Source organism: Haloferax sp. SDI50, assembly GCF_059802635.1.
This window is the reverse complement of sequence record NZ_JBPULL010000004.1, coordinates 1-12,326: the sequence shown is the minus strand read 5'-3', so window position 1 is coordinate 12,326 and position 12,326 is coordinate 1. Positions and strand designations below refer to the sequence as shown.

Annotated in this window: 9 protein-coding genes; all 9 read right to left on the bottom strand. The window is 59.9% G+C overall.

Going from position 1 to position 12,326, the window contains the following annotated elements; genetic code table 11:
• Positions 1 to 176 precede the first annotated feature (176 nt).
• Positions 177 to 1,037, bottom strand: a complete 861-nt coding sequence (locus ACSR87_RS18690) for a DNA-binding protein (RefSeq protein ID WP_498531707.1) — start codon at positions 1,035 to 1,037, stop codon at positions 177 to 179.
• A gap of 581 nt (positions 1,038 to 1,618) precedes the next feature.
• Positions 1,619 to 1,879 (bottom strand): HalOD1 output domain-containing protein, encoded by a 261-nt coding sequence (locus tag ACSR87_RS18685; protein WP_498531706.1) that lies wholly within the window; start codon positions 1,877 to 1,879, stop codon positions 1,619 to 1,621.
• 84 nt (positions 1,880 to 1,963) lie between these two features.
• Positions 1,964 to 2,293 carry a DUF8158 family protein gene (locus tag ACSR87_RS18680; RefSeq protein WP_498531705.1) on the bottom strand — a complete coding sequence of 110 codons (330 nt, stop codon included), beginning with the start codon at positions 2,291 to 2,293 and terminating at the stop codon, positions 1,964 to 1,966.
• Positions 2,294 to 2,299: 6 nt separating this feature from the next.
• Positions 2,300 to 2,650: a DUF8105 family protein gene (locus ACSR87_RS18675; RefSeq protein WP_498531704.1), complete on the bottom strand. Its 351-nt coding sequence runs from the start codon at positions 2,648 to 2,650 to the stop codon at positions 2,300 to 2,302.
• A gap of 155 nt (positions 2,651 to 2,805) precedes the next feature.
• Positions 2,806 to 3,132 (bottom strand): DUF7558 family protein, encoded by a 327-nt coding sequence (locus ACSR87_RS18670; RefSeq protein ID WP_498531758.1) that lies wholly within the window; start codon positions 3,130 to 3,132, stop codon positions 2,806 to 2,808.
• Positions 3,132 to 3,422 (bottom strand): DUF8069 family protein, encoded by a 291-nt coding sequence (locus ACSR87_RS18665; protein ID WP_498531703.1) that lies wholly within the window; start codon positions 3,420 to 3,422, stop codon positions 3,132 to 3,134. Before ACSR87_RS18665 ends, ACSR87_RS18670 begins: the two co-directional genes overlap by 1 nt.
• 512 nt (positions 3,423 to 3,934) lie before the next feature.
• On the bottom strand, positions 3,935 to 6,994 hold the full coding sequence (locus tag ACSR87_RS18660; protein WP_498531702.1) for a hypothetical protein: 3,060 nt from the start codon (positions 6,992 to 6,994) through the stop codon (positions 3,935 to 3,937).
• Between the two features lie 201 nt (positions 6,995 to 7,195).
• Positions 7,196 to 9,211: a hypothetical protein gene (locus ACSR87_RS18655; protein ID WP_498531701.1), complete on the bottom strand. Its 2,016-nt coding sequence runs from the start codon at positions 9,209 to 9,211 to the stop codon at positions 7,196 to 7,198.
• 39 nt (positions 9,212 to 9,250) lie between these two features.
• The coding region (locus tag ACSR87_RS18650; protein WP_498531700.1) for a type IV secretory system conjugative DNA transfer family protein at positions 9,251 to 12,326 on the bottom strand (3,076 nt) is incomplete at its 5' end.

The window sequence follows — 12,326 nt, the reverse complement described above, 5'->3', positions numbered from 1 at the left end:
CACACCCCACTATAGATGTGAAACCCAAGGTCCACCCACTTGTTTCCTCGCAAAAATTGTAGATCAGGTTGTGGCTGCGCGCGCAGCGACCGCAGGGAGCGAGCACGGAGCGGTGGGTGGGGCGGCGGGGCTTGGGCCGGTCCGGCACACATCAAAAAAGAGGGCACGCAGCCCTCCTATCCTTCCCACCAGCGGCGGTCGCGCTCTGGGAAGACGATCATACTGTCGTAGGTCACAGCGAGTGAACACCGTCCCTCGTACCAGTTCTTCTTGACCGCCCGCATCCGGACCTTCTCACCTTCGCGGACGATCCGAGGCTCGGATTTCACCCAGCTGGTGAACTTGATTCGGTCAGTGTCATCGGCGATGAGACCGACTTGTTCGATCTTTGGCGAACTAGGTTCCCAGAGGGTCTGGATTGTACCTTCAACGCTCACCTCATCCGTCTGCACGTCCGGGACGTCCTCGATCGGGCAGATGGCGCCGGGGGCCGCCTTGAGCGCGCCCATCGTGTCGAACACTGCTTTGGTGATGTCCTGCCCCTTGGCGACCCGCTTTGCGAGTGCCCGCGAAACGGCTGCCCGACTGTGACCGGTGCGAAGCCGCTGTGCCATCCGGTCTGCTTCCTGATTCACCTTCGCCAGCTCCATCCGGGAGAGGCGTTCACGCGGATCCGTCCGCTCGGGGGTGCGCTCCTCTCGCTTGCGCTGCCGCCGTTCGGTGACGACCTTGCGAGTTCGCTTTGCCCGCCCGTCTTGGGTGCCGAGTTCCGCCTGGGCGCTGATGTGGTCCAGTTCGGCCTCCCGAGCGCGAATCTTCTCTTCCTGCGCGAGGGGCAGGTGCGAGAAGTCCTGGACGATGCCGTCTGGGTGGTTGGAATCCACCTTCGCCTGCTTTTCCTGCTGGACCGTCGCCTGGAACTCCGGCTTGTCGTCGACGACCTCGAATCCGTCCTCGTCGACGCCGGCGTCTTCGGTTCGTTCGAATGCCTGTTCATCCACCGTAACGACCTTGCGACTCGAGTTGTTACTTGACATTGGTCTCACCAGAGACCTGAAGGCGCTCGCGCGCCGCCACCGCGATGCCCCAAACATCGCGGTTTTCCGACGATGTCGACGTCCGATAGCACCGACTGCGCGCTCTCGCTCGCGCCTTCGCGAGCGCCCTACCGGGCGCGAGCGAGAGCGCGCCCGAGTGCGGCGACCCCAACCAGCACCGCGCGCCGACCCGCCCGGAGCGAGCGGCCAGCGGAGAAAGCGTGGGGGGTGAGCAGCGACGCCGCGCAACCCCCCGCGCTTTCCCGCTGGCGTCGAGGGCACATTCACTTTAGCCCGGCAGCCCGCCCGCTACTGCAGGCAGGCAGCCCGGAATGGTCGGTCGCGAGCGACGCGGAGGGCGGCAGCGGCGAGCGGGGCGGGCCGGTACGCACACACCTGTCCAGCCGGCCGCGACACTCGGCGACCCAGCTACCGTCCTGGCGGACTCAGAAAGGGCGAGGCCGCCTCGGCCGTCCCCCGACCCCGTAAGCACCGCAGGGACGAGGAGCGCAGCGGTGGTCGCGGGATGCCGAGCGGCCGAGGGCTTTCAGGGAACGTCGCTGTCGACGAATTCGATCGCGCTATTGGTCAGGTACTCCGGCTCGCTCGTCGAATAGGACGTCGACGCCGTCGTGGGTGACGGCGAGATGGATCCCCTCCACGGTGAACCGTACCTCGATGTCGTCGGCTGAGGATGCGAGAAGCTGCTCGAGTGCCTCGACGTCGACGGCATCGTGAAGCTGATACGACTCACTCGCCAACCCGTGGGCTTCCAGTGTCTCGACGATTTCAACGAGTAGATCAGGGGATGTATCTGAGTCTCGGGGGGTGGAGGGAGCCATTGTGGCCTTAGCAGGTACATAGGACGAACAGGAGTTAAAAATGGGGACTGGACGGCCGGTCGCTACGGGCTTTCAACCGGTCCCTCAGTGGTCGTCCTGTGCGTTCAGCTCCTCGAGGAACCAGCTGGCGGCGGTTCCGATCCGAACGCCGTCGACGTTGCGCATCTCAAGGCCGTTCGTGGCGGTCCGAAACGGCTCGTCGTCGACGAGGATGCGGTGGATGACTGTCCGGACCGACTCCGGTCCGTACCTGTCGACGAGAGCCGCGACCGTCGTATCGAAATGCGCATCCTCGTGCTCGGTTCGCGGGTTCTGCGCCCGGTGGATCACGAGGTCGACCACATCGTCGACCGATGCGTGCTCGGGATTCCCGGTTTGCTCACGGACGTTATAGTGGGGTTCAGCATCAGGCATTACGAGTCACTCCGCCGCGTCGCCCGTATCGGTCGTCGCCGAGTCGGTTGCTCGTTGCTCGCGGATTGCAGCCAGCGTCTCCTCAAGCGTATCCACACTCCCGATCGCCGCGAGTTCATCGGTAATCTCGTCGATGAGTGCGGCTCGCTCGACGGCAGTCTCGTCGCCGGCGGTCGTGTCGATCAATGTGACGCGAAGCGCCCGCGTTTCGTGCCAGCCACAGTCCCAACAGTCTCGGGTCACCTCGATCTGCTCGTCCTCTTCCGCTGCGAGGACGGCGTCGGACAGCGGCGTCGAAAGCGGCCGGTCCGGTCCGACCTCGAGGGTGACAGGGGACCCGCACGCGGGGCAGTCCATAGTCATTCCGAGGAGCGCCCGTCTGTTGAAGATAGCGGAGCGACGGGACACCGACACAAACAGTGCCGATAGGCCGTGGGACGGTGTAGCCACGGCCAACTGTGATCCTCCCCCCGTGGTCGCCGTACCACTCGCGTCGAAGAGCGCTCGGCGGGTCAGTCAGAGACAATGTGCGCGTCGAGGTCGCGCGTCCAGTACGTTGCTGGCCCGCTTGGACTACACCGCGCACAGACTTGTATCGGGCCTTCGAGATGGCCGAGTTCGATCCGAAACCGTGTGAGCGCTGCGAGCGCGTCGACGACGAGGCCACAGCTGTCACAGGCGTAGTGATCACGCTCGTCGGGATCCGGCGTCTCCTGAACCGCACAGTCGACGCAAATCGGGTGACTGACTCGCTCTTCTTTCCCCCACGTGTAGGCGATCCCGGTCTCTGTCCCGGGTGGCGCCTCGCAGAAGGCACAGCCGGCCAGCGTCTGCTGCATCATTCGTCCCCCTCACTGGCGTCGCGGGCGGCCGTCCAGCCCTCGTGGAAGACGGCGAGCTGCTGCATCGATTCGAACGCTGTGTCGCTGGGCTCGTGAACGAGGAGCCGCTGGTCGACGACCGGTGTGACTGTCCCGGCATCGTATAGCTCTCGAAGCAGCTGGCGGGCCGTCTCGTCGTCAAGATCCGCCGTCGATGGTGACCGCGCATCCCGATCCTGAGCGAGCAATTCCGCTTCGAACCGTTCGTGATCGTCTGCCGTATCGTCGTATCTATCCGGACCAGACATACGAATCAGGGGCAGCACAGGAACCGCCCCGCACCCACTCCGGGGCACAATAAACAGTCGCCATAGCCATCCACTCTCAGGCACGATGTCGACCTGCTCCCTCACCCTCCACGCCCCACGCCATCGTCTGGGTGGCAGCCTCCTCTCGCTTGGCCTGCGGCCTGGCACCTCGGCCCTGTTGGCCGCGAACTCAACTTTGGGCGGCCACCCCCACCATATATCGGTTGATTTTCCTGCTGTCTAGTGGCCGAACTCTCCCCCAAATCGCAAGAGGGCGAAACCTGACACCAGATATCGATGACTGTCCAGAAACTCCCTCATTCGTGATTCTGGTGTCTAGTGCTGCCGTCCTGCGATTTGCGGACTCAATATGGTCCTGTTATACTTGATGTCGAGAACGGATCGAGGCTGGTGTCAGGCTGTCCAGCCGGGCGATTTAGATAAATAGACTCTGTTGAAACGCTACAAAAGTGATCGAAATAGCGTACTGTATACAAAGTATATATTCATAATCATTCATGTTCTAACTCGGTAATCGTATACGAAACTTCTTGTTCCAAATACAGGATATTAGCTTGGACGGGTTCAAAGCGGATTTTTAGCCGGGTCTGTAATCCCTCCGGCTCCTCCATCATTTCTAATTCAGGCGGGAGGTGTAACGTTTTCCCAATATCACTGATATTGTTCTCCCATTCCTCAGCGAAGTCATTCAATTCTTCCAACGCCTCTTGCAGCGTCATCGTAGTAGTCACCTCGTTCTTAAACGGTCGGTGACGGGTTTCTTCCCACTCTTCCACGATATCCTCGTCTTCCTCTGGGATGTCTTGTTCTGGGAGGTGCAGCGGATTGAAGAATGGGCCCAGTTCACGCTGCTTGATAACCCGTCCATCCGCTGTTTCTGCTTTCACCTCCACCCACGACACTGCAGGCCGCATCGCTTCCTTCAGACCATCATATAACGAAGACAAATCAGGGGCGGACTCAATCACCTCGATTTGCTCGTCAACAAGGAAACCAAGGGTGCGAATTTCTTCATCGACATGCTGCTCAAGCTTTGCAAGCTTCCGATACAAGTCCAAGCTCTCCAAATTTACCGGCGGATCTGGAATCTCTGGATGTGGCGGAATCTCACCGACACGCCGACCGTCGGCAATGAACTGAATAGACTCTAAACTCCTGTCTTCGACCGCCTTCGCAAACCGACACACTTCGAAATACTCTGAGACCGTGATCAACGTATTGGCAAACATCCAGCTAACTTCGCTACGGAATCCTCCATACTGATCTGATATCTCTTGGAACTCCTCTTGATCCATCGCATCTATATGGAACAGGTCGTATGCACCCTCTTGGCTAGGATCGAACGAATATTTCACCGTATGTGGATATTCGTCAGTGAACTCATCTTCCTCCCCAAAAATGAACTGAGCCCTCTTGCCATCACTATACATCCGCAGCCGCGCAGGGAGAAACGTCGCAAAGGGCGTGCTCTGAACATCGTCCCGTAAACTGAAATCATCAACCCGGGATACGTCAAGCCAGAGGAGAGGGCAAGGATTTTCTTCCGTTACTTGCAGGACATCCCGGACCAGCCCTTCGTTGAGGAATCGTAAGTTGCTCGTTCGATACAAATCCCCGTCGATATATAATTCAAGGGCGGGGCTTTCCATCAACTCGAACACCACATCGTCCGGAACATTTCGGAGCCCTGTGATTTCACCATTGTAATAGAGATACCGACCATCATCCTGTAAACTGAACTGGACAGCGACATTCCCATAATACAGGCCATTACTGTCCGTTAAAATCCCAACAGCCTCCGCGGAGTCACCGACTTCAATTGGCGATCGGTCCTGCCGCTCTTCCCGTAGATCGGCTTCCTCTGCTTCAATTTCGTCAATTACCTCGGTGATTGTATCGCATGAATCCAAGTTACTCCGGACAACATCCAAAACCAATCGCGTTCTTGATTGGAGTCGCTTCACATCACGTTCTAACTCAGGGAAATCACGAGCCGCATCATGCACAATCTGACTCCGAATATCGTACATCCGCTCGAAAATCGGCCGATACTCCTCCTCGAACTTCGGCATAATCTGGAGCAGCCGCATGGCCCGTTCCGCTAACTGTTCCTTCTTCCTCCATACGGTCCGGTCCGGGACCAGCACGTTCTCCAGAGCTATGATGAATTTCAAGAACTGATCCTCCGGATGATAGCTTTCCAGACCATACCGGAACCAGCGAAGGCTGTTCTTATACCCCTGCTCCAACTCTGACGCATCGTCAGGGATATTAAAAAGCGCTTGCTGCCGGTCAACGTGATCTCTCACCTGTTCTGTCGATAACACCGGTTGATGGCCATGCCGCTGATTCCAAGACTTGAATCTATTACCCCTGCCATCGGGTTCAAACTCGTAGAAGATGTAGCTCGGCTGGTGAAACGGCGACGGAATCAGGCCGTAATCACGATAAAAATTCAAGGCGTCAAGGACTCGAGAGAGTTCTTCACGCATCGCTTTCCGCGTAACGCCGCGTACTGGGCCTGTTGTGGCCATGTAAGCGAACTTATCAGCTGAATCTATGTCGTGGTCAACCACCGACTTGGGTAAAATATACTCCGCGTCTTCGGACTCAGTGCTGTCGTTTTCTACTTTCAATCGATCCCGAAGATCAAAATCGCTGTGAGATTGATCGTAAATAGTAATTTGTCCAACAAAAAGTCGGTCGACATCGAGATCAAAGTCGGGAAGGGGGACATAGTACTCGCGGCCATAGCTGGTTCCGGTGAGAGTGTTGATGAGGTGGGCAATCCGTTCATCATGAGAATCGAACTCGTCCGTAGTGAACTCGTTTAGCAATCGATCGATATCAGTTTTCGATTGTTCCACGGCCTCCTCTTTCTCAAACGTCCAGCCATCAGCCCGGAGCTCAGCTGAGAGATATGCGACAATGTTGCGGAGTATCTCTTGGTTGATATCGTTCTCATAGTGGAGAAATGACGCAATGTCTTGGATGAGTGTAGATTTGTACGTGGTCCGGAAATCAGGCGCTCTGAGATCATTAATTGCTGTGGCTAACGCGTCGTGCAGGTCTTCAATGTCCGCTTCGACCGAAGACTCGCGTTTCGCGAATTCGGCGATTGTACCGCCAAGCTCTCCAATGAAATCATCGACCGATTTCTCAATACTATGGTCCTCAAAGATTGTTTCGAGATCGGATCTATCGTAATCTATCGAGCCGTTTAGATCACTTTGTAGGCGCTCGGCATCTGACCGTTGCTGACTCTCATCAATATCGAGATAGGAATTCAAGTGATCACGAATGTCCGCAAACTCGTCGCGGTGGATATCATCAAAGAGAGCCTCAACATGGCGAATATCCTCCAATATTCTCCCTCGATTATGAGGTTGATTCGTGAGTGTTGTCTGGAGGCTCTCTAACGACTCCACCAGTTCCTGCCGGGGACTTGAACGATATTGCTCCGTATCGATGACTTCTCTCCAAGCGCCCTCCAATCGTCGGACACGCTCATCCGAGGTAGAAAAATTGCGCACTCGGAATTTGCCTGACACCATGATACACCACATATATGAAGTAGTATATTAAAAACCGGCCGGTGAAATTACGAATTGCTGTCTGAATTATTTGCCTGACCGCTGAGTAGGGGGATTTCACCAGTTCTTGAAGGGGTAGCATTTGCGCGATCCGCGCGCAGTATACACTCTAAAACAGACTATCAGCAGCTGTGGATTTCAAGGGAGGGAATGGGATATTTATTCGCCGAACGAAAGAACCCGTCTCGCCCTGTCAAGAGGGGACTGGTCCTCCTCCCGATCTTCTTGATTCGGCTCTTGCTCAAACTCACGTTCTTCGAGAGCAGCCTCTAGTCGATCACGTTCGGAGCGGACGGTGGCGAGCTCTGTTCGGAGCTCGTCGACCTCCGATTTTAGGTCCTCGATTCGCTCTAGTTTCTCCTCCAGTTCGGACTCGAGACGCTCGACCTTTGCTGTCAACAGGCGGTTCTTTTCACGAAGGTGAGCTCGATTCAGGTCACCAGGTCGCTCGTCGCTCGCCGGGGCATCGGTGGGTGAATCCGATTCATCGTCAGCTGTGTCCTCCTCGGGCGTAACTTGTTCTCGCCCGTGGTTCAGGCCCGCGTCTTCGATGGCTTCCAGCGTCTCGTTGTAGGTTTCGTAGCCGGGGAACCCCTCGTAGGTTCCATCCTCTCCCTCCCGATCGACGAACGCGTCCTCGGGACACACCTCGAGCGCGACGGCCGCCTTCCGAACGGCCCAGAAGGGCATCTGGTCGTAGGTTCCGCCGTCAACACGGTCTGAGCCGGTCTCCGGAATCCACACCGGAATGTCGTAGCCGGCGCTCCGCAGTTCGTCGACGGCAGCCCAGTAGTCCTCCCCGTCGAGGTCCGCATCGGCGTCGGAGATAATCCCCGTCGCGAGCGCCATCAGCTTTGCCGGCCCGCCGCCGGCGTTCACCTTCGAATCGCCGAAGGTGTTGGCCTGCTCGTCGACGAAACAGGACTGTCCACTCTCGCTGTGGCGCCAGCACGGGTCGAACTGCGGCCGCGGCTGGTTCGGATCCGTATCGTAGGCATCGCTCGCGTAGTGGCGGGCGATCTCGGTGATATCGATGTTCTCGACGGCTTCGTAGACGTCCTCTTTGAACGGCGTAACGGGCCGGCCTTCGAGGGTACCGTCGAGTTCTGCCAGCCGCTCCTTACGTCGCTGGAGCGCCGCCTCACGCTCTCGCTGTCGCTCTCGTTCCCGCTCACGCTCCGCTTCGACCCACGCCTCCAGCGTTGCCTGCCACCCGTCGTGGTCCTCGTACAGATCTGGCCAGAGTGTCGCGACCAGCGAGTCGACGCAGTCTGTGTGCTCAACCTGCGTGAGCTCGTCGGCCCAGCTGACTGCCTGCTCGATGAGTGCATCGTCAACGGTCTCGAACGGACGGAGCTCGTAGCGGACGTCGTCGGTCGCGATGGGCGTGACGACGGCATCGTGGTCGGCGTGCACCGACAGCGGCGGCTTATACTGGCGGTTCTTGTTGTTCACCCAGTCGGGCTGGATGACGTCGCCGGCGCCGTCGATGCGCTTGTTCACGCGGGCCTCTGCCTCCTGGAGCCACGCGTTCGAGCGGTCAAGGAACTCGTCGAACACTCGTTCGAGGGCATCCGAATCATCGCTGAAGTGATCCGCAACCGGGAGCGTGGCCTCCGGGGCTCCGAAAACGTACGCGCCCCCGACGGAGTCCAGCGCATACACAGCGTCCCGCGTGCCGTACAGCGTTGCATACTCCTCGATGTAGGCCTCGAGGGTCCGCTCAACGAGGGCACGTGTCTCGGCATCGAGGTCGCCACGTTGCGGCTTGATATCGTCAGCGAGGTCAATATCGCCCCAAGCGGGAACTGCCCGGAGGTCGGCATACCCGGGGGTCGGGGGCTCATCCTGCCAGACGGTCGTCCCCTCGGATTGGTCGTACCGACAAGGTTCCCACCGCTGGAAGGCCGACGCCGTCTTGTAGGTGGTGACGGCATAGAGGGTCCGTTCGAGGCGATCGTGAATCTCGTCGTAGTCACGATCGAGACGGGCAACCCGCCCGCGCTGGGGGTATCCGGCCTTGATCGCCTCGACATCGTCGTGGTCGCGTTTGATGTACCACCCGACGAAGTCGTTCAGCCCGATGGTCGGGTAGTCGTTGACGGTCGCCAGCCCCTCGTAGACAGGGTTGGCGCGACGGTAGTGTTCGCGGATAGCTGATTTGGAGAGCGTCATCTCGTGTGCTCCTGCACCTCCTGACCGGGAGCAAAACGACTACGCACTGGCATCGCTCGGTCCCTCCTGGTCGCCGGCGTCGGACAACTCGATTCCGACGTAACACCGCCGCGTCTGGCCGTCCAACCACTTCTTGTCACGCTGGAACTGAGCGTGGTCGCGAAGCGTCCGTGTGAATCGGTTTTTCGGCTTCACCTCGTATCCCCCGGCCGCCGCATACTGCTCGTAGGCATCGTAAACCTCAGCGACCGCGACGACCCCGTCGTCGGATTCGGTGAGCCGATCCTGGACGAATGCCCGAATTCCGTACGGGTCCACCTCGTCGTCTTCTTGCGCGTCGGAATCGGTCGAGTCACTCGGAGGCTCCCCTGCTGGATGGAGCGTCCCGTCCTGGATCGCGTCCACGAGTGCCGGAACGCCGGTGGCCGTCTCCGTGTCTGGCGTGTAGATGTCGAGCGTCTGGTCGCCCTCGGTGGTCGCAATCGCATACGTGCGCTCCGTGTAGTCCGGAACCGGAAGGTCGGTACTGGGCACGAACGGGCGCTTGACAGGCACCCACTCCGCTTCGAATGCCTCGCGGGACTCGTAGGTCTCGGGGAGTTCTCCCGGCCTGAAGACGGTGTATGTCTCGCTCTCGGCGTCGTAGCTGTATGTCGCCGGGAACTGGTCTTTCGACACGGCGTCGAAGGAGTCGATCCGGGCGTGCTGGTCTCCGGCACTATCCTCGAGGACGAACGCACCGTCCCGCTCGAACCAGCGGGTGTGGCGACTGCCGCCAGTGGCCGGTCGGACAGCCGTCACCCCATCAGCGGCTCGCGCACCGCCGTTGAATGTGACGTTGTTATTCATTGTATACAGCCGGGTCTCCCCGGATGAGAGCTGATTTCGCGGCTCGCTGAGGATCTTCGCGAGCCTGTTGGCGATCTCGGCGGCTGGTTGATCGTCGTGGTCTGCGACGACAAACAGCGGGATTCGCTCCTGTTCCTGGGCTTTCCGGAGGTTCGAGAGGACCTTCGCCGGCCGGACGTGGGTGGTGGTTTCGACCTCCACCTGGAGCTCCCAGTCAAGGTCAGAATGCGTCGCGATGGCGTCGGGCCGGGACTCCCCGTTTTGATCGAGGACCTCCACGGAGAACCCCGCAGTTGCGAGCGACTGCTCGACCGATCCGAGGACTGCATCGTGGTGCTCGCCCCCGCCGGTCGGTGACGTCGACGTATCGGGCGTGGCTGCCTGCTCACCCTCGTCTGTGAGCCGACACTGCACTGACGATGTCCCGTCCGGGAGATCGACCTCGATGAGCGAGGACGCCTCCCGCACCTCCGGCAGCGTCTCGTAGCCCTGCGCCTCGATGGTGTCTTCCTCGATTCGCGAGAGAAGTTCCTCGTCGACGTCCTCGACGGAGACCCAGCCGTTCGTTTCGCGGACGTTGTTCGACAGCTGGACGGCGCGGATCGCACGGGCCATCGCGACCTCCAACGGCAGATCGTCGGCGTTCTCCAGAGCGACGTCAGTCGCCGCGTCACGGCTCTCCACGGTCGTCCCGCCGGCGACCCCGTACTCCTCGCGGGTATGCTCGTGGACGGCCTCCAGGGCGTCTTGGAACCGCTCTTCCTGCGCCCCGGTCAGAGGCTGCTCGCTATCGGGATGCCCGGGCGGAATCGGGAGGGGTTCGATACTGAACGGGTCCGGGCCGGTTTCGCCGAACTCCGGACTCGGGAGCTGTGCGATCCACTCGCCACGCGGGAGTGAACTGATCCGATTCTTGAACTCGACGGGATCCATCGCCTCGTGTGAGAGTGCCTCGGCGATGTCGGCGTCGACGGCGATCTTTCCGACGAGCGGACTGCCGATGTTGTTCAGGACGTTCAGATAGACCTCGCGGTTGCCAGCCTCCTTCATCTGCTCGGGGAACTGCGTCACGAGTTCGATGGATAGCCGGAACTCCCGCCCCTTTTCGAGCAGCGTCGTCAGCGTATCCGAGACGACGACGGAGGACGCTTCGTCGATGAGCAGGTTCGCCACGTAGTCGTCCGGCTTGCGGGCCAGCTCGTCGCCGTCGCGACGCTTGACAGCGTCGTAGAGTTGCGTCAGGATGACGCCGGTCATCACGCGGGCGGCCTCGTCGCGGAGATTGCCCAGATCGAAGATGACCACCTTGTCCTCGTCGAGGAGGTCGCGGAAGTCGAACTGTGACTCAGTGTTGTTGAAGATTCGCCGGAGGTGAGCGTCCTGCGTGATGTAGTCCATCCGGTTGCTGATGCCGCTGACGACGTTCGAGAACGTCGCCGGGTTCGAGCGCAGGTGTCGCTCTAATTTCTCGGCCACCTGCGGGTCGCTCGCCCGGGGCGCATCTTCCGGCGCCGGGTCCGGTGGGCCGGCAGCGTGGAACTGCGTGACCGCGTGTTCAAGTTGGTCGTGGGTGAAATAGTTCTCATCCTGCCGGAAGTGCCCGTTTTCGAGGCCGTACTCCTCGTCGTACATCGCCTTGATGAGGTACTTGATGAGCGTCGGCGAGGCGATGGCGTCCTCGTAGCGCTCCGGCCCCATCACGAGTTTGATGAGCTCCTCGTAGTGGTCGGCCTTGTCCTGGATTGCGTCGACGCGACGAACCCCGTCCTCCAGCGCCGGCGTGATGTCGAAGAACGCGAACCCGGGCAGGATATCGGGCACCGAGAAGTGGAGGACGTTCTCCTCGAGATCCTCCGTGCCGAACCGCTTCCCGTGAGCCCGCATATAGTTCTCGGGGAAGTTCCCACCCTTGGAGTCGATCAGGAACACGGGGCCCGTGGTATGGTCGTAGAGGGAGAGCGCGTCGTTGATCAGCGCGACCGATTTGCCGGCGCCGCTCTTCGCGAACCGGCCGACGTGGAACGGCAGCAAATGCGGAGGAATCCGCATCGGCTCCGACGTGGGCGTGCCGTCCTCCCCGAGACCGCGGCCGATCGCCATCCCGGAGTCGGTAAACGCATCCATGTGGTCCTGCGCCGGGAGTGGCAGGGGTGTCCGACTCTCGGGTTCGGCGTCGGACCCCCGCCCGCCCTCGGTCGTGAGGTCAGTCGCCGGCGGAACGACCACGAAATTCGCCAACTCAGCCGGCCCGAGGACGAGATCGGGG

Bases quoted from the DNA above. Each gene is read 5' to 3' on its own strand.
- ACSR87_RS18690 (WP_498531707.1), bottom strand. From the start codon at position 1,037: ATGTCAAGTAACAACTCGAGTCGCAAGGTCGTTACGGTGGATGAACAG.
- ACSR87_RS18685 (WP_498531706.1), bottom strand. From the start codon at position 1,879: ATGGCTCCCTCCACCCCCCGAGACTCAGATACATCCCCTGATCTACTC.
- ACSR87_RS18680 (WP_498531705.1), bottom strand. From the start codon at position 2,293: ATGCCTGATGCTGAACCCCACTATAACGTCCGTGAGCAAACCGGGAAT.
- ACSR87_RS18675 (WP_498531704.1), bottom strand. From the start codon at position 2,650: ATGGACTGCCCCGCGTGCGGGTCCCCTGTCACCCTCGAGGTCGGACCG.
- ACSR87_RS18670 (WP_498531758.1), bottom strand. From the start codon at position 3,132: ATGCAGCAGACGCTGGCCGGCTGTGCCTTCTGCGAGGCGCCACCCGGG.
- ACSR87_RS18665 (WP_498531703.1), bottom strand. From the start codon at position 3,422: ATGTCTGGTCCGGATAGATACGACGATACGGCAGACGATCACGAACGG.
- ACSR87_RS18655 (WP_498531701.1), bottom strand. From the start codon at position 9,211: ATGACGCTCTCCAAATCAGCTATCCGCGAACACTACCGTCGCGCCAAC.